The sequence below is a fragment of the Limnospira platensis NIES-39 genome, from assembly GCF_026000695.1.
Taxonomy (GTDB): Bacteria; Cyanobacteriota; Cyanobacteriia; order Cyanobacteriales; family Microcoleaceae; genus Limnospira; species Limnospira platensis.
In genome coordinates this window covers 3,760,521-3,777,300 of the sequence record NZ_AP026945.1, presented here as the reverse complement: position 1 = coordinate 3,777,300, position 16,780 = coordinate 3,760,521, and the positions used below count along the sequence as shown (strand labels likewise).

At 42.9% G+C, this 16,780-nt stretch carries 26 protein-coding genes and 2 pseudogenes; 8 read left to right on the top strand and 20 right to left on the bottom strand.

Annotation, left to right across the window (positions count from 1 at the left end; all coding sequences use genetic code 11):
- Positions 1–103: 103 nt before the first annotated feature.
- Positions 104–993 (bottom strand): annotated as a pseudogene (locus tag N39L_RS18530) (IS630 family transposase).
- 45 nt (positions 994–1,038) lie between these two features.
- Between N39L_RS18530 and N39L_RS18525 the strand changes: the two are divergent.
- From N39L_RS18525 to N39L_RS18505, 5 genes and pseudogenes are all read left to right on the top strand, one after another.
- Positions 1,039–1,242 (top strand): annotated as a pseudogene (locus N39L_RS18525) (hypothetical protein); the annotation flags it as partial.
- Between the two features lie 146 nt (positions 1,243–1,388).
- Positions 1,389–1,757: a hypothetical protein gene (locus tag N39L_RS18520; RefSeq protein ID WP_006615959.1), complete on the top strand. Its 369-nt coding sequence runs from the start codon at positions 1,389–1,391 to the stop codon at positions 1,755–1,757.
- Between the two features lie 21 nt (positions 1,758–1,778).
- On the top strand, positions 1,779–2,132 hold the full coding sequence (locus N39L_RS18515) for a hypothetical protein (RefSeq protein ID WP_006615960.1): 354 nt from the start codon (positions 1,779–1,781) through the stop codon (positions 2,130–2,132).
- A gap of 171 nt (positions 2,133–2,303) precedes the next feature.
- Positions 2,304–2,555 carry a hypothetical protein gene (locus tag N39L_RS18510; RefSeq protein WP_014276000.1) on the top strand — a complete coding sequence of 84 codons (252 nt, stop codon included), beginning with the start codon at positions 2,304–2,306 and terminating at the stop codon, positions 2,553–2,555.
- Between the two features lie 714 nt (positions 2,556–3,269).
- Positions 3,270–3,503: a hypothetical protein gene (locus tag N39L_RS18505; protein ID WP_014275999.1), complete on the top strand. Its 234-nt coding sequence runs from the start codon at positions 3,270–3,272 to the stop codon at positions 3,501–3,503.
- Between the two features lie 187 nt (positions 3,504–3,690).
- Here the strand turns inward: N39L_RS18505 and N39L_RS18500 are convergent, their stop codons facing one another.
- From N39L_RS18500 to N39L_RS18430, 15 genes are all read right to left on the bottom strand, one after another.
- Complete coding sequence (locus tag N39L_RS18500) at positions 3,691–3,969, bottom strand: hypothetical protein (protein WP_231852395.1); 279 nt, start codon at positions 3,967–3,969, stop codon at positions 3,691–3,693.
- Positions 3,970–4,128: 159 nt separating this feature from the next.
- On the bottom strand, positions 4,129–4,365 hold the full coding sequence (locus N39L_RS18495; protein ID WP_014275998.1) for a hypothetical protein: 237 nt from the start codon (positions 4,363–4,365) through the stop codon (positions 4,129–4,131).
- The gene (locus tag N39L_RS18490; RefSeq protein ID WP_157888701.1) at positions 4,355–4,492 is read right to left on the bottom strand and encodes a hypothetical protein; all 138 of its coding nucleotides are present in this window, start codon (positions 4,490–4,492) and stop codon (positions 4,355–4,357) included. Before N39L_RS18490 ends, N39L_RS18495 begins: the two co-directional genes overlap by 11 nt.
- 268 nt (positions 4,493–4,760) lie before the next feature.
- The gene (locus N39L_RS18485) at positions 4,761–5,078 is read right to left on the bottom strand and encodes a hypothetical protein (RefSeq protein WP_014275858.1); all 318 of its coding nucleotides are present in this window, start codon (positions 5,076–5,078) and stop codon (positions 4,761–4,763) included.
- 1 nt (position 5,079) lies between these two features.
- Positions 5,080–5,499 (bottom strand): hypothetical protein, encoded by a 420-nt coding sequence (locus tag N39L_RS18480; protein WP_014275859.1) that lies wholly within the window; start codon positions 5,497–5,499, stop codon positions 5,080–5,082.
- 3 nt (positions 5,500–5,502) lie between these two features.
- A complete protein-coding gene (locus tag N39L_RS18475; protein ID WP_014275860.1) occupies positions 5,503–5,856 on the bottom strand; it encodes a hypothetical protein in 354 nt (117 codons plus the stop codon).
- Positions 5,857–5,877: 21 nt separating this feature from the next.
- A complete protein-coding gene (locus tag N39L_RS18470; protein WP_014274409.1) occupies positions 5,878–6,246 on the bottom strand; it encodes a hypothetical protein in 369 nt (122 codons plus the stop codon).
- A gap of 146 nt (positions 6,247–6,392) precedes the next feature.
- Positions 6,393–7,592 (bottom strand): hypothetical protein, encoded by a 1,200-nt coding sequence (locus N39L_RS18465; RefSeq protein ID WP_014275997.1) that lies wholly within the window; start codon positions 7,590–7,592, stop codon positions 6,393–6,395.
- 27 nt (positions 7,593–7,619) lie between these two features.
- A complete protein-coding gene (locus N39L_RS18460) occupies positions 7,620–8,594 on the bottom strand; it encodes a hypothetical protein (RefSeq protein ID WP_014275996.1) in 975 nt (324 codons plus the stop codon).
- Between the two features lie 4 nt (positions 8,595–8,598).
- On the bottom strand, positions 8,599–9,039 hold the full coding sequence (locus N39L_RS18455) for a hypothetical protein (protein ID WP_014274799.1): 441 nt from the start codon (positions 9,037–9,039) through the stop codon (positions 8,599–8,601).
- A gap of 2 nt (positions 9,040–9,041) precedes the next feature.
- The gene (locus N39L_RS18450; RefSeq protein WP_231851950.1) at positions 9,042–9,752 is read right to left on the bottom strand and encodes a hypothetical protein; all 711 of its coding nucleotides are present in this window, start codon (positions 9,750–9,752) and stop codon (positions 9,042–9,044) included.
- 144 nt (positions 9,753–9,896) lie between these two features.
- Complete coding sequence (locus N39L_RS18445) at positions 9,897–10,886, bottom strand: hypothetical protein (protein ID WP_014274801.1); 990 nt, start codon at positions 10,884–10,886, stop codon at positions 9,897–9,899.
- Positions 10,886–11,455, bottom strand: coding sequence for a hypothetical protein (locus N39L_RS18440; protein ID WP_014274802.1), 570 nt, complete (start codon positions 11,453–11,455; stop codon positions 10,886–10,888). The genes N39L_RS18445 and N39L_RS18440 overlap by 1 nt, the downstream gene beginning before the upstream one ends.
- The gene (locus tag N39L_RS18435) at positions 11,452–12,327 is read right to left on the bottom strand and encodes a hypothetical protein (RefSeq protein ID WP_014274803.1); all 876 of its coding nucleotides are present in this window, start codon (positions 12,325–12,327) and stop codon (positions 11,452–11,454) included. The genes N39L_RS18440 and N39L_RS18435 overlap by 4 nt, the downstream gene beginning before the upstream one ends.
- 260 nt (positions 12,328–12,587) lie before the next feature.
- Positions 12,588–12,860, bottom strand: a complete 273-nt coding sequence (locus tag N39L_RS18430) for a hypothetical protein (protein ID WP_231851949.1) — start codon at positions 12,858–12,860, stop codon at positions 12,588–12,590.
- Between the two features lie 20 nt (positions 12,861–12,880).
- Here N39L_RS18430 and N39L_RS18425 point away from each other — a divergent pair, with 20 nt between their 5' ends.
- The gene (locus N39L_RS18425; protein ID WP_014275869.1) at positions 12,881–13,843 is read left to right on the top strand and encodes a hypothetical protein; all 963 of its coding nucleotides are present in this window, start codon (positions 12,881–12,883) and stop codon (positions 13,841–13,843) included.
- A 205-nt stretch (positions 13,844–14,048) separates the two neighbouring features.
- The gene (locus N39L_RS18420; protein ID WP_014275188.1) at positions 14,049–14,636 is read left to right on the top strand and encodes a tyrosine-type recombinase/integrase; all 588 of its coding nucleotides are present in this window, start codon (positions 14,049–14,051) and stop codon (positions 14,634–14,636) included.
- 277 nt (positions 14,637–14,913) lie between these two features.
- Here the strand turns inward: N39L_RS18420 and N39L_RS18415 are convergent, their stop codons facing one another.
- The 4 genes from N39L_RS18415 to N39L_RS18400 form a co-directional block, all read right to left on the bottom strand.
- Positions 14,914–15,405 (bottom strand): winged helix-turn-helix domain-containing protein, encoded by a 492-nt coding sequence (locus tag N39L_RS18415; protein WP_231851948.1) that lies wholly within the window; start codon positions 15,403–15,405, stop codon positions 14,914–14,916.
- A 53-nt stretch (positions 15,406–15,458) separates the two neighbouring features.
- Positions 15,459–15,677, bottom strand: a complete 219-nt coding sequence (locus N39L_RS18410) for a hypothetical protein (protein WP_014275993.1) — start codon at positions 15,675–15,677, stop codon at positions 15,459–15,461.
- Between the two features lie 21 nt (positions 15,678–15,698).
- Complete coding sequence (locus tag N39L_RS18405; protein ID WP_014275992.1) at positions 15,699–15,887, bottom strand: hypothetical protein; 189 nt, start codon at positions 15,885–15,887, stop codon at positions 15,699–15,701.
- A 76-nt stretch (positions 15,888–15,963) separates the two neighbouring features.
- Complete coding sequence (locus tag N39L_RS18400; RefSeq protein ID WP_014275991.1) at positions 15,964–16,320, bottom strand: hypothetical protein; 357 nt, start codon at positions 16,318–16,320, stop codon at positions 15,964–15,966.
- Between the two features lie 122 nt (positions 16,321–16,442).
- Here N39L_RS18400 and N39L_RS18395 point away from each other — a divergent pair, with 122 nt between their 5' ends.
- Positions 16,443–16,739 carry a hypothetical protein gene (locus N39L_RS18395; protein ID WP_014275990.1) on the top strand — a complete coding sequence of 99 codons (297 nt, stop codon included), beginning with the start codon at positions 16,443–16,445 and terminating at the stop codon, positions 16,737–16,739.
- Positions 16,740–16,780 lie beyond the last annotated feature (41 nt).

The following is a 16,780-nucleotide window of genomic DNA, read 5'->3' as shown; positions in this document are numbered from 1 at the left end:
GATACCAGTTCCTTCACCCGCCGCGATCGCTTTCGCGTATTCATTGTCAAACTTGGTTTTAACCGCTTTGGGAATTTCCCAACTATAGCACTAGTCAATACGGTTAGGACGCAGCCTTGAGAACAGAATCCATGGCATCATAGAGAGAATCAAACTGCTCACGTGCAATGGCGAATGCGGGCTTTCAACCACGACCAACATTTCTCTATCTTGTTGAGGTCTGGCGAATAAGGTGGTAGATAGAGCAAACGGCATTGAGCCGCCTCCACTAGCTCAGGAATCCGTCCCCCTTTATGAAACGTTGCATTGTCTAGCACTAGAGTCTGACCTGGCTTCAGTGTTGGAATTAAGATGAACTCCAACCACAACTCAAACACTGTCCGATTACAACAACCCTCAAAGCGATCGGGGGCTAAGAGTTGTTGATGACACCATGCGGCTATATAGCTCACCCTGCCCTGCCTCTTCCCGGATTTGAGGGCATCGAAGCGTTGTCCTTCCTCGCAGTAACCATAAGGGTAATCCGAGTCTTGACTATTCATGCCAGCTTCATCGAGGTAAACCAACCCTTCCGACTCCATATGTTCAATCTGAGCAATAAACTCCTCTCGCTGTTGCTCATCACCTTCTTGGTAGCCGTAAGTTTTTTTTTCTGGTGAAGCCAATTTTCTTCAAGGCTCTGGATATGGTGCGAGGAGAGATGTCGTCATCCCAAAGTTCAGCCATTTGAGCGGAGGTTTGATCGCCATGCTCTTGGGCAAAAGCCTTGAATTTATGCCAGTCGGTAATTTTGTGGTTATTGCCAGGTCGGTGATTAGGTTTAGGGAGGAAGTCTCCGGTCTGTGCTTTTCTTTGCAGCCAGAGATTAATGGTGTTCCGGCTGACATGGAAAACTTGACTGGCTTCTGTTTTGGGTATACCGTCTAGTTCAATTGCATTAATAACTTTTTGTCTAAGGTCGTAACTGTAGGGGGCTGGCCTTTTGGGTCTTATGTAGATATCCTTGCCATTATACGTCCTAACTATTCTGTCTTGTGCTATACATCGACCAACCAAAATCCAGCCCAAGCGTTCCCTATTACTTCCCCAGAGGTGACGATATTGGGCAACAAAATCAAACCGCCGCGCCGCCGTCCGGTCGGGTACGTCTACTTTAGGGAAGCAAAATTGTTTTTAGAGATGCTCAATGAGCCTATCGTGCTCTGTGACTACAACGGTCATCTATACAAAGACCCCGATTAGAAGACAACCCCAACAATTTTTTTAGACCAAACAAACCTCCTTGCATGTCCGGAAACCCTATAGGTTTCCGTACCTGTTCCACACCCTAAAAATGCCTGCTATGAATGAAGTGGTAAGCAGTTTTGAAGCAACAAGGCGGGTATTGGATGCCAAGTTTAGCGAATACGAAAGTTTATAGTTGGGACGCGCCCAGCCCAGGTGGAACGGGAACCATTAAAGTAGCTGCCCGGCTTTCTAATAGATACGATGGCATTGCTACTGATTTGGGAATGACAAGCCACGCAACTGCGGCTGATGTAGATGCACATATGTTAAAGCCGAACCAAGCAGTTCAAGAAGGCTACTTGATGAAAATGCGGATCAACTATAGGCAAAACACTAAACATTTTGGCGCTGATATTTATGTGCCACCGGATAAAGTTGTTGATGCTATCCAAAAACTACCCGGTAAAAGCTGGGCCGGCACTGGGGTGATTACTTCCTGTCGCGATCGTCTTCAGGCTGATTACCGTTAAGTAACATAAAGGAATTTTGCAATGGCAGCTAGAACAAAACTTGTTCAATTAGGGACAGGATCCACAGCTAAAGTTTTTCGAGCTAGTGCTGTAATGTATACAAGCCAAAATGCCGACGTTTTGGGGATTAAAGACGTAGAAGAAGTCAATTTAAAAGCCCCACTCTATGACACTGGGGAGTTAATGCGAGTCGGAGCGTTAGTAAGGCTGAATGTAGCATGTCAAGGAACGGGAGGTCGAAAAATCAACTATAGAATTTTTTGCGATGGTGAAGAAGTAAGCCCCGCTTTGGCTTTCTACAGAAGCACTAGAAAAACTCTTAATGGTAGAACTGTATTAGGCGCTAATTTAGACCGCCGTCAAGTTCTCCGATAAGGCATGGATTTTACCGACGCTTATGGTGTATGGAAACTGATAGCTTCAAGCTATCAGCCTACCCAAGAATGGATAATTCACGACCCCCCAATCACTCAACACTCATTATTGAGATTTAAATTTTAAACTGATTGGGGGCGATGGAAAAACCCCTATGATGGCTATAGGTCAATGCTGCTTATCAGAGGGCATTATCGTGATGATTCTGGGAGTTTTGGCTGGGTAACTGGACAAAGGACTGTATACGTTACAGAAGAACCACAACTGATTAACTATCCGCCCATAGAAGAATTTAAAGATAATCCCTGGACAATTAGAAAGCTAGGAGTCCGCCGCCGTTTTTTCAAAAATGCAACATGGATCGAAAATCATCCTGCAATGGATTTAAAGTTTGATCTAAGAATTGAGGCTTTTGTAACTTAACATGGACATCTCTATCAGTCAATTAATCAACCATCTCCCAGATGGTTCAATGTTAAAAACCTTGCTGGCTTCATTAGGCACTGACGCTGAAAACGTAGATACTACCGTAGAACTTTACTAATTTGTTGAGGCTTTTTACCCGGCTCAAATCGAACACAACCAACTACCTCATGTTCAACGATGATTAAACGTAGTTTCTGATCAAACATTGTTTGATATAGTATTGCAACGGGATGGCTCCGTGACAAGAAGGTTAGAAAGAAAATTGTCATTCTTCCAAAGATTTGAGAATTCGGGAATTAGCAGTAGAGAACAAATCTAATTTACCAACGGTCTAAATTTTTCTGGTAATTGGGAGTCTATCCGGATTACCCGAAAACCAGCCATCATTAATTTTTTCAAAACTTAATTTAAGTTTTTGATAGCACAGGAGTTTCTGGTTTTATGAATATCGAGATTGAAAAAATTGCTTTAATTATTAGTTGGTCTGTTTCTTTAGCGGGAGGTATTTGGTATCTTTCAGCAAAATATTCTGAACTCCAAACTACTGTAAAAAAAATAAATAAGACATCAATATATTAGGAAATTCAATCAGAAAGTAAACCCGATGGGACAGACAACTTATCTGGCTGACTTTAAGACATATTGAAAAATATTTAACCAAGACAAATGACTATGATGAATTCAACTTAAAAGACAACGAAACAAACAACGATGGATTCTAATGTATTACCTGAGATAGTCAAACTGGTAACTGATGGCATTACAGTTTTTTTAGTCTGGCAGTTAATGAAGCAAAATCAGAAACTGATATCAGAGGTTAACTCCAGAGACGACGAATTAATGAAGCTGATTTACACAATCCTAAATCAATATAGGCAGTACCCAACAGGATTAAGCGATCGCACTAGCCGAATTAACCATCCTAGGGAAAAAGCCAAGGAGTAATTAATCAGACTGACCCAATGGAGGACAACCTACTGGGAAGATGGACAAAATAAGTACAAATTCCCAGCTAGGGCAAAAAAGCGATCGCATTAAGTCCCTTGACACCAATCTGGACTTCTACAATTCCAAGACAACGGTAAACGCTTCTATATTACCCCCAAAGGCGCTAAGATGACCCCCTTCTAGGTTAATTTGTCCCCCCACTAGCGTAATAGCCTGTCCGGGTTGCACTTGTAAACCTGTGGGACTCGGTTCGCCTTCCAGTCAGATACCTACCGCTTGGGAACGGTTCGTAATTGTTGACCCAGCCCCGTTTAATTGCAGCCATAAGGGGGGTGTTAATATATAGCAGAGGGGGGGACTGTGGTTGGGTGCTTAACTGGGTTCCATCGTTAAAAATGAGGCGGTCTGCGGTACTGGCGAGGAAGGAACCACCGATGTTAAGTTGGGCGTTAGGACCGAAAATGATACCGTTGGGGTTGAGGAGAAGCGTTTATACAAGTTAAGTGACTTGGGTGGCGATCGCTTTAGTTTTTCTGTATGATGATTATGGCCATGAGTTATGGCTAGGTGATTGAACCATAACAGCTTGAGAACCTGTTATCCGTTAGGGCCACAGACAATTCTACTCCCAAGTCCTAACGGATTTTTGTGGCTTTGGCTTGATTGTGCGATCGCGTTCACTTCTTGTCCCTCGTTGTTCACTGCTAAGTATTTTGTAAATTAACTTCATTAATTCATTGTCTCTTGAGTTAACCTCTGTTATTAACTTTTGGTTCTGTTTCATTAAAGACCACACTAGAAATATTACAACCCCATCACTTCCTACCCGTAATAATTCCGGCAAAACTTCAGTCGTCATAATTTTTGTATTTATCGCCTTGGATATTTAACGGAAAATAATCTTGATTTTTGGTTAAGTATTTTTCCATGTGGTTGATGTTTATCCATACAAGTTTATTATGGTCTTCTATTTCTCGCCTAAGCATTGACGATATTCTGTTTAGCTCTTCTCTGTTTCTGTTGACTTGTACTTTAATTATTGTGTATTGAACTGATACATACCATACCGTACTAATGAGTGAAAGTATCCAACTTATGATTATTGTGATTTTTTCGATTTCAATATCCACGGTGGAATTAACTCCTCTGTTGATGTGGATTTTTAATCACATTTTACTTGGGTTAATTTCAAGACTTTGACCAGATAACGCAGATAGAATCCGAATTATCTGGCAGCTTTAAATTTTCGACCAACTAACTTTCGATTTTCGGGACAATTACAGCATCTTCATACTTTCTAAAAAAAGCTAGAGTTCTTTGTAATCTCCTAAAAAATGTCCCGTCTAAACTTTCTATTACAGGCCCAAAACTTTCTTCTGAGACCATACTAATTGCTTGATTTCCTGGTTGTTGGTTGTATACTTGCTGTGCTTGATATAATGCCCCTACTAAATGACAAAATTCTACGGTAGCGTCCACACTATCACCGTTTGTCCCCAATGTTTCTAGTAAAGTTTTAAACTGTGAATCATCTGGGAGATGGTCGATTAATTGATTAAGAGAGATGTCCATGTTAGTCTACAAAAGCCTCAATTGTTACGTTAAACTTTAGATCCATTGTAGGATGATTTTCGATCCATGTTGCGTTTTTGAAAAAACGGCGGCGGACTCCCAACCTTCTAATCACCGAGGGGTTGTCTGTAAATTCTTGAACTGGTGGATAGTTAATCAGTTGCGGTTCTTCTGTAACGTATACAGTCCTTTGCCCTGTTATCCAGTCAGAATTTCCAGAACCATTAGAATAATGCCCTCTAATAAGCAGCATTGACCTATAGCCATCATAGGGATTTTTCCACCGCCCCCAATCAGTTAAAAATTTAAACCTCAACAATGAGTATTGAGTAACTGGGGGGCTGTGAATTATCCATTCTTGAGTTGGCTGATAACTTGACGCTATCACCTCCCATGTGCCATAAGCATCCGTAAAACTCATGCTTTACTTGATAACTTGACGACGGTCTAGACTAGCTCTCAATACTGTTTTACCGTTTAGGGTTTTACCGCTACTATTATAATGATGTAAAGCAGCGTTTACGTTTTCTACGTCGCAAAATAGTCTATATGTAATTGGTGGTTTATTGGTTCCATTGTTGCAACTAACGCAAAGTCTCACCAATACACCAGCTCGCATTAATTCCCCAGTATCATAAACTGGCTCCTTTTTATTCGAATCAGCGACTGGACCTATTCCCAAAGTTGCTACAGTGTTACTGTCATACATCACACTACTAGCTCTAAATACTCTAACCTTAGTGCCATCTACTAATTGACATAGTTTCGTTCTAGCCATTGATATACTCTCCTTTTGTTATTAACGGTAATCAACTCGTACACGATCGCGACATGAAGTTATCACTCCCGTACCATCCCAGGGCTTGTTAGGTAGCACTTGGATGGCTTCAGTAACCTTGTCTGTAGGCACATAAATATCAGCACCAAAATACTTATTGTCTTTTCGGTAGTTAATTCGCATCTTCATTAAGAAACCCTCCTGCACAGCTTTATTTGGCTTAAGCATATGTGCATTTACATTTGTTGGATCTGTGTGGGCGGTCATTCCGAGATGTGTAGCAATGCCATTGTACCGATTAGAAAGCCGGGCAGCTACTTTAATGGTTCCCGTACCCCCTGGCGAGGGTGAATTCCAGCTATAAATTTTTGAACTATTTAGACTGGGCATAGAATACCTGCCTTGTTGTTTAAAAACTGATTACCACTACATTCATAACAGGTATTTTTAGGGTGTGCAACAGTTACGGAAACCTATAGGGTTTCCGAACATACAAGGGAGTTTGTTTGATCTAAAAAAATCGTTGGGGTTGTCTTCTAATCGGGATTCTTGTATATGTGCCCGTTGTAGTCACAGAGTATGATAGGCTCATTGAGCATCTCCAAAAACAATTTCGCCTCTCTAAAATAGACGTGCCCGACCGGACGGCGGCGGGGTGGTTTGACTTTGTTACCCAATATCGTCACTTCTGGGGGCGTAATAGGAAACGCTTGGGATGGATTTTGGTTGCTCGATGTAAAGACCTTTGAACTGTCAAACTCTATCTGCATCACCTGGCAGATTCGTTGATAAAGATTAATCCCCTCTGATGCACTGGTGACAAAAACGAAAGATTCCAACCCTTGGCGCTTGTCTCTATAGCTAACCGATTCCCTCCCCTTGTGAAGACGGAATTGTTGAGGTTGTAGAAAGTTTTGGACGATTCTCTGTGCCAAACTTCTGATATTAGCTTTAGTTAACAAGTCGCCAGTTCCGTTCGGGTTTTCTGTTTTTCCCACCAAACGGAATCCCACTCTTGCCTCTAATTGTCGGTAGCCTTTTTCCACATCCTCGATCCGTTCCAAAAAGTACAGCACAACCTTGGGAGCGCCCCGGTAACTAATACCCGTCGAGACCGTGCTATCCATTCCCTCACTGCTACCCCCACCCTCGTAGTGGATTTGTAGGATTTGCCTAATTAATTCCTTGTCGTTCCCCGTCAAGACAACTGATTTGTTCTGAGAGCGATCGGGAAAATATTCTATTGTGCGGTGAAGCCCGACATCCTTTGCTGTTTTTCGGGCTGAAGGTTTCCATTCAATGTAAGCCGGGCGAGAGCCTACCTCATTTCTCCATTTGCTTATTGTTTCCCCAGTGGAATTACTCACATTCGACGCGGGATAGTTAGTTCTTAATGTGGGGAGTTTTGGGTTCACTCTGTAGCGTAGTTCTGGATAACCCGCCGCCCAAACATCAAACCAATCCTCGAATTTTAGATCGCTGGCATTGAGAAGATGATCGAGCATCTTCTCCATCCATCCGAGTTGTGACAACTGCAATGCCAAGGCTGACTCAGAACCAGTCATCAGCAGCTTATAATCTGGGTTTTTTCTATCAGGTTGTAACTGATAAACGTTCCAGTTTGGCTGCAATTCTATTCGGACTCGTTCCGGCCGCTTATCTGATAGTTTCGTGATACGCCGTTGACGAGCCATCATGATGTAAGTTTGCTGAGTAAGTCTTCCAACTTCTACCATTGATATCCCTCCTCTCAGGTGATGAATTTATACCGGTATCCACTCCTCATAAGTTCCCTGCTCTGACAACAACTCACCGAGGGTTTCAAAAAAAGTAGATGTCATTGTTTCTATACCCTCCCATTGTTGCTCATTCACCCAATCAAAATATTCATCTTCTTTAACTTTCGCCCAAGTTTCTTCTACTTTCTCCGAAACAATAAAAGGTGATTGCCCTTCCTTGCCCCAAGTATCTTCCTTATCCAACAACTTGGCTGCTACTTTTCTGGCGTTGATGTAAGTCATAACAAACAGTGCTTTCTTAACAACCTCTTGCACCGCATACCTCAGCGAGGATAACGCATCCACCAAAGTCTCTTTAATAGTCGGGTTAATCATACACATAGCGGCGATCGCACCTTCCCGAATCCTTAAACTTGTTGCCGCCGCACTACCCACCTTGCCCACCACTAAAGCCGCCAAAGATTTCCCGACTGTTTCCCCCAAGGGAACATATAAAGCATTAGCCGCTTGTTTTAAATCGTCCATCATTTTCTTGTCAGATGCTGCCCAATCAAAATTATAGGCTTGAGAAACCCCTTGGGTCAATTTGCTCATTACTGTAGGTATTGTTACCCCTAAAAAACCGCCAACAAAAGCCGGATGGGCTGCTACTAAACTCCCTACACCCGCACCAACAAACCCTAATGCTTGTCCGCCAACAATCAGCACAGTCCCAGCAATTAAACCACCCGCTACAATCCCGGCTATTTTAGGAACCAGAGGAGCCTCTTGTAGCCATTCTTTGAAAAAACCCCAGTTCCCTTTTTTGATGTTTTCTGCAATAGCTAAAGCTCCACCCTTGACACTACCCGCCCATTTCTTAAAATCAAAGGCTTTTAAGTTTTGAACCTGCTGGTAGAAAGTGGACGAAAAACTATTAAACCACTGGGCGGACATCGCACCGCCAGCTATAGCGGTTGAGGTCAGTTCTTTCTGGTCTATCCCTACAACATTAGACATAATCTTAACCTATATTATCAGCGTCGAATGGTAATAAGTCTTTACTTTGGCGGAACTCATTTAGGTTTTCCCTCGATGACAAATTATCGGATTTGATTGTGCGATTCATCATCAACTCAGCATTAGTCTTTAAGAGACGTGCCCGTTCCTCTCTAGTAGGAGGATTTTTGGGTTTATCTTTAAACCTCGGTTCTGTCATAGCATTATAGTAATTCATCAACCAAGAACGTTTAAACTGTTCAAAGTCGCCGCCCCCAAGGGCTGATGCTACATTTAAATATTCTAAGTGTAGCCGAAAATCCAAGACAGCGATCGCTTCCTCTATTCTGTTGTTTGTATCAGTTCTTAACCCCGCTTTTTTCTCTCTTTCAGATGGTGGCTTCTTACCACTACCCGAATCGCTTGGGGGACGATTGGAACCACGGGGGGGATTTCTTTTGGTCACGATTATGTCCTCATTTTAGCTGCCATATTCAAAATTATCTCATAAAGGTCAGTGCTTTTAAACCTAAACTCATCAACCTCTATTTCATAATCATGAATCTCTAATAAATCGGGTAACATAGCTTCTGTCGTGTCTTCATCGTTTAAATCAAGTTTAGGCTCCTGACCCTTTTTACTATCCTTACCGAATCCCTTACCAGCTCCCCAGTGTTTTTTACCAAACACATTAAACTCAATCGGTAAAGTCACCACCTTCGAGATAATAGGAATTCCCAACCCGTCCAAAATCGCCGACGTTCTGTAATATAACTTAGCTAAAGTCCGATACATTCTCGTCATTATATAAGCTAGGCGAATCTGAATATTTAACCGGTTAGCACTATCACCTTTCAACTCAATCAACAGTTCAGTCTGAGCCTTTAATATAGCCCCCAGCGAGTTAAACTTTAACTCTATAGACTGGTCGCCTTTTTGGGCTTTATTCGTATCCTGAACTTTAACAGTAACCGGAGCATCAAAACCATAATTGTCGATGGTTTTCAACAGGTCAGACATGATTTCCAGATAATCCTTATTTGCATGATTACCTTTACCTTCTGGTATCATCATATTAGACGGAACCTGGAAACTCTTGTCTAACAACTTCCTGACCCCTAGGGCTTTATGTATTTCCCGAGTCATCTTGGTCAAATCTTCACAGCATGATTGAAGCATATCACTCCTTAATATTGGTAGACTTGGCGGTGGCTCTGGTTGATAATTCTCCACCCATTTACAGGGATAAACTGGGTGATATCTGGAGTACGATCCTATTTGATGAATGTGTCTAATAATCCAGTAATGTTCATAAAGTTTCGGTTACCCTTCCGCATTTGGATTAGCAACCCAGGGAGCCGCAATAGAATCAACGGTATAATACCCGTCATGACCTAGGTTGGTAGATGTAGCAAAATAGCGTGGAGAACTCTCTTTAGCGAATTTCCCCAGTTTTGTTACTGATATTCTCTCTTTTATTGTAGTAGAAGAATGTAAGAACCCCTCTTCCTCCTGCAGTTTCCTTCTAAACGCGGTAATGGAGCCTGGATTTGTATAACCTAAATTGACTAAAGGGGCAGAAATATAAGGGGCGCTATACATTGAAATGTTCAACTCTATGTCAGATCCGAAATTTTTAAAACTTTTCCCGGCGAATGACTCAACTAAATCTGCATACTGGCTTTTTATAGGATCTGTTTGAAAAACCCGAATATGTGCCCAGTAAGCCATACAAAGCCAACCAGTATAACCTGGAGGGGGACCGGAAATGCCTAAATCAACCCTACCTGCATCGCTTTCATCTCCTTTATCTTCATCACCGCCGCCTTTATTATCGTCTGCTCCCTCATCTTTATCATCTTCACAAACATTTCTAGCAAAGGTAACCGTTTTCCCCCCAATAGTTACGCTCATCGATTGCTCGCATTCCCCAAGGTAAACCGAGACATTTGCATCGTTGATACTGTCAATTGTTCCCCCAAAACCTTTGGGGTTTCCATCTTCATCAAGGTCTACAAATCCGCGAGCCGTGCTGCCAATCTTTTCGGTTTTTATCCCTCTCCTAGTTCCACCATCCTGTAAATCCTCAGCTTCTATGCTTGCTTTGGGCAACATCGACCGGGCAAAATCAACCATTCCTCCAACGTCTATATCAATATCCCCGTCATCACGGGGAATCCTTACTCTAGCCCTGGGTTTGTCGTCTGCTTCTAATCTTTTGACCTCTCTTTCTATTACATCTACAGCTTGCCGGTAGTTGCGATTCCTAACAATGTCTTTCACCCTTCGGCTACGCTCTTCTACCTCTCTCATTACAAAGATTCCTCATCCCAATTAATAAATAATTGCCTCCATCCCTCCTCAGACAACACCCGATTATCAGTCAGCCATTCTGGTTCCATCGCCTCGATCGCTTCCAAAGAAACCGAATTAATCGTTTCCCGTTTTTTTAGCATAAAATAAGCATTAGGCAGATACGGGCTTCTCCAAGACCTTAACATGGCAGTGACTGGCAACACTTCTAAAAAATCAAAAGTTTGGCATAGATACTCAATTCTCTCTAACCATTGCTCAACAAGAAAACGATAGTCCCCCCTACTGCTTGAATCTGTTTTAGTTGTTTGTCGATCCGTTTTCGGAAATTCATTAATTGTCCTGTATTGTATGGGAACATTAGCCAAGGCTTTTAACTCTCGAATGAAAGGAAAAGCATCAGATGGAGAACCGGGAAGCAAAAAGTGGCGCTTGTATATCACCTTTTTAGCATAAAGCATTGATGATAAATTACTATCCCACAAATTAACTGCAGCCAGTTCATATTGTCCCGCTGGTAGATGACCTAAATCCTGGGGTTTTTCACTGCTATATAAAGCTGTGGTCATTGATAATAACTCTCCATAATCAGAACAGTTGTCGTTCCCTCTTTTACTTTTGCCCATATCGCGTCAGTTGGTATAAATCCGGCTACATTACCTGGATAATAAATCTGGCCGGGTGGCATTTTGAACGGATGGCTTGTCGCGTTACTCCCCAATGTTCCAAAGCCCCAAAGGAGCTCAATTTCTCCCTGATTTTGGATTTCAAAATAAGCACGGCTTAGATTAGCGGGGGCTATTAACATGGGATTAGGGCTTACAGTGACTGTATTCATCACTGTATTAGCCGGACGTTTAGCCATCAATATTAAATCTAATTCTACTCTATATTCCCCCTCAATGTAAAGAGTGTCATAGATGCGATTGCTAGTTATTGAACCGCCCCCTAATATTCCATCGCCATAATCCTTAAAACTTACACCCAACCGGTCAAATCTACCAAATATTTTAACCTCGTTTGCTGTTAAGTAAGGATTAATTAGAGGAACATAAAACCGCCTTCCTCGATTTTGAATGATAGGACAAGCTGCCTCAATCCATGGACCTGTGGCGCTTTTCCTTCTAAGCAATTGCAGCCCAAATTTAGGATGGTTACTCTCTAATTTCATTAATTTAGCTGCTCTTTCTGCCGCCGAATCCTCTGGGTAAAATTCAGGATAAGGAGACCGGGGAAAACTTGGACACCAAACTGAGGCGGTGAGACTTTCTAGGAAAACATTAGCACGCCATAGCCATCTAGGGTCAATATTGGCAGATATTGAATTAACGGCACTAGAAACAGCCCCAAGTGTTAATGGGTCATTAACATAATTACTGGCATTACTTTGATTAATTTCAAATGAAAATGTGTCGGTTTCTGAACAGCGATTTTCTGCCATAGTTTAAGGTGTCAATAAGTATGGTTGTGCGGTTGAAGTCATACCATTAGTGTAGTCAATGATTACGGGATAGTCTGTTAAAGTGATGGTGCATATTAATGGATAAGTTCCATTTCCCCTAACGTTAGGTCGGATAGAAAAATCACAATGTTGTTTGGCGGGTTCGGGGTTTAGCTCGAAACTAAATTCTGCTATGTGTTGATGTACAACTAAATGCAGTAAAGCACTAGCTAAATTGGTTTGGTTAAAGGGGTAACTGCCTATACCGGGTTCAAAGGCATCAACAACGGCTCTTGGACTTTAATCGCACCGTCATCAATAAAACCTTCTAACTCGTCAATATCCAGATTAACAACAGAAGCCTCCTCATCCAGAGACAGATCCATAATATCTTTCCCGGTGACATTAACGACTAAGTTTTTCTGCCTTTGCAACAATTGCCGCCCCATTGCTAAAACTAAGGCTTCTAAGGTAGTTTCAGAAAAATCGGGATAAAGTCCCGGCGTGATGTTCATATGCGACAATAGAGACAACTCATTCCATTTTACTATAAATGCCTATTCGGTTTGAAATGCGTCCTACCGGTGGCGGGGGCGGCGGCGCTTATTATCGCCATATTAAGTCAGGTTATTTTCAACTCACCGCAGGGGAAGAGATTGAAATAGTCCCCGCCACGCCATTATTAGTCCGTCGGGAAATCACCATCCAAGCCGACAATCCTTTTTCTATTCGGTGGGTAGGGTCTGATTTATCCTTACCTGTTTTTGAAAATGGCTTCTATTCCGATGGGAGTGATGGGGGGATTGGTGTTTTAGCAAGCAGCCCCACAACTCAGATTCTCTCTATCTGGGTGCGCCAAGATACGGAAATTGACTACAACATAGGAAGCGAAATCGAGGACGATATGCCTATCCCAGATTTATCAATTAGACCGTTTATTTCCTTAGATTCCAATATAAACAAACTTCCATCGTTTATAAGTTCTGATTCTCAAGTTAATTATGATGACGTAGATACTTATAATAGGTTCTGGGGAACGTGGACTACAACAGAGGGAGCAGTTAGAGCCTGGCAATTTGATGCTTTTTTGCCCGGTAAACAATATGTTTTTAATATTACCCATAATCTTTATGCCTACATTGGGAATGACGGAATTTCTACGTCTGTTATCAAGGAAGGAACTAATATCGAGATTTTACTATGTCCTCGTGAAACCATGTGGATGGCAATATCTCAAGTTGCATTGTTTTCTAATGTTTTGAGTTCACATATTGACATAGATAATCTTGAAAAATGGATAACAAATCGATGCTCTGTTATTACAGTTCCTGACACAGGGGGAGCTTTTAATCTGACTCCTACTCTGTCTCGCTATATTTTGCTGTTTAAAGCTGAAGGTTCTTTTTTAGCTCCCGGATTAGGACTTTGCCGTTGCATTTACACGCCCAACAGCACAGACCCAAAACAAGGGGGAGAATTTGAGATAACGCAGTTTTTACCATGGGAGGATTGGTAAATTCACAAAAATAGGGGAGAGTATTACCGGTTAGTAAACAAATATAGAGAAGGCTGATCCGATCGCTCGCCGCCAAACTTTCCCCCAAGTCGGCGCGAAAACTAATATTCTCCCCGCCCGAACCCTACAATAGTCATATAGGTAAGCCGATCGCTTTGCCTCGTCGGCTAGGCAACTGGGGGAAATTCCCTACAGACACGAATTCATGAAAAAAAACCGCATTGGTAAAGCATCAATCATTCCTGATGCGATCGCCGACAAGATAATCAAACGCTGTAAATATCCCTGGCAGCAAACTTTACTTGCCATCTTGATGTACACCGGTGAACGAGTAGGAGCGGTGAGGTTACTACGAGTCCCTGATGTTTATGTTTCCCCAGCTTCCCACATTGCCTTACCAGAAATTACCTTTCGGTCTGAAACTAGGAAGCGATCGGGCGGGAAAGATGGGGGAGTCCGCCAAGTTCCCATCTCCCAAAAACTTAGAGAGATTCTTGGAACCTACCGCATCGGTGGCGGCGATTTTCTATTTCCCAGCCCATCTGATATATCCAAGCCCGTGACAGTTCAAGCGTTCGACTCTTTTCACCGGAAAGCGATCGCTCAACTGGGTTTACAAAATGAGGGTTACTCGCTTCACAGTTACCGCCGCACTTTCATTACCAAACTTTATAACAAGGGAGTCAATACCAGAACCATCATGGCTATCACAGGTCACAAATCTATGGCATCTTTGCAGCGCTACATTGATGCTGATCCTCAAAAAATCCGAGACGCGATCGATGAAATCTAAGGCAGTCGATGACTTAAGGTTGCCAGACATCAGAGGAAAGTGGGTGCTACTAGCCAAACACAGATCGAGAAGTAACTGCCCTAGATTCCGCCAATTTTAGCACTAAACCGGGCTGCTTGGTATTTTGTCTAAAACATCAAAGACTCTTACACACAGCCAACGGCGCTAACCATTTTACAGTAGCAAATAGCGCTGTTTAGGGTTGGAAAATGCTCATTAATTTTTCTGTAAAATCATAAAATTTTTCGGGGGAGTAAAGTCTCCCCCTGTGGAAAATTTAGGAGTTGCTATCTGGGGATTTCCAACCACCCGATTTAAGTGCGGGAAGTTTTTCTAGGATAGCTTCGAGAGACAAGCCGGACTCGATCCACTGTTCTACTTGGTTGGCGATCGCTTTAGCTTTTTCCGATAGATGGGGGCCGGCAAGGTAACAAACCTGCTTTTTTCCCCTATATAGGTAAGCATATTTATTCCCGTTGGTGTCTTGGGCGGTTGACTTAGCTTTCCAGCGAACAGTTAGGCGATCGCTCTGAAAAGTGTTCACCGGGGATAAATTTTCGTCACCCAGGGTGACGGCTATCCATCCCAAATACTTAACCTTACCTTTCTCGCGTAACCTTTCCAGAGACTTGACTACACGAGACACCGGGATATCAGTGGATTGAGCGAGTTGTTTGTGGTCTTGATTGGGACAGTCCCTAAGATGTTTCAAGACAGCCATATCATCCCAAAAAGGATCGAATGGTTCTACACTTTCAGAATCCGTCACCCAGGGTGACGGAATTGAGAGGGAAAGCTGCCCCGGTGACTTAGATTTTCCCTTCATCGGCCTGACCCCCTATCATCATCTTCCCCAGGTATCGTTCGACTATTTATAGCCAAAAGTATCGATTGTGAGTTTTTGGCTATGCTGCGAACCAAGAAAAGCCTCGCTAGAAAGGGACGGTTTTCATGAATTAGGGCGATCGCCACATCAAGATAACGGGCGACTTGGCGGAAAGCTGCATAATTCCTCCCGATAAGGTCTCGAAGTTCCAGCACTTAGGACTGAAGTTCCAGCACTTAGGACTGAAGTTCCAGCACTTCTGGGGGAACGCTTGGGATTGTGTCGGTCGGGTTATGAGCGATCGCGCGTAACGGCGCGTTTAAATTTTTAACTTTTGCGTCACCCAGGGTGACGGAATCGGTGACTTTATGAGCGATCGCCTTTTCACCGGTGACAGTTTGAAGGTTAGAAAAGTGTTGTGCCATAGTCCATTTGTTTCTTGAGGGTTTAGCAGCGTGCCAAAATAGAAAGCACCCTTCGTGGACACGAAGGGCGCTTAATTTATTTAGAAACCTGTTGGAGAATCTTCTGTCGGATGTTCTCCATTTGTTTTTTCATTTGAGATTGATAGTCTCGATTTGCTTGCAGTCTTTCCTCCAATCGAGTTTCATGGCTTTTGACATACTCATGAAAACCAGCAAACAACTCCTCCAACAGCTCTAAAATTTTCCCGCCTGTTCCGGGGACACTTTCCCCGCTTGGCTGGAAATTATCCCCCTGGCAATCTGTTCCACCAATTCGGACCGATTCAGATTTAGCTCCATAGCCATCTGATCCAGTAGCCCGACGGCTGTTTCCGTTAACGTCATCGAGACTGACTTCTTGTTTTCCCCGTACAGCGTGCTGCGGGTCTTCCATTATTCGAGCGCGATAGGTAAAAAGCCGGATGTTGAGAGCGGGGAAGCTGGTAGATTTATGCGATCGCCTTGGGGTTGGTCAGGCGATCGCAAAAGCACACCCTATATATAGGTAAAAAGCCTATGGTCAAACCAAAAGCCGAGGCCGCCAATTTGCCTAGCGGGTTTCACCGCCTGGACAAAAAACATCAGCGGATTTTCCTGGTCACTTGTTTGGCTTGGATGCTGGCAGAGCGACAAGTCGCCGCCAACGGGCAGCAACAAATCGGACGGCATTTAAGACGGACTGCTCAAAGGTCTGTGTTCAACTTATCAGATGAGGAGGTAGCCCACTACATAGCAGAAATTGAGGATTCCATCCAACGGAATCCCCAAATAACCAGACCGATTGGACTGCTTTTCAAAGTTCACAAGTCTTAATTTCAAAAGGAAAGGGAAACCTGTTCGTTTCCCCTTCCTCC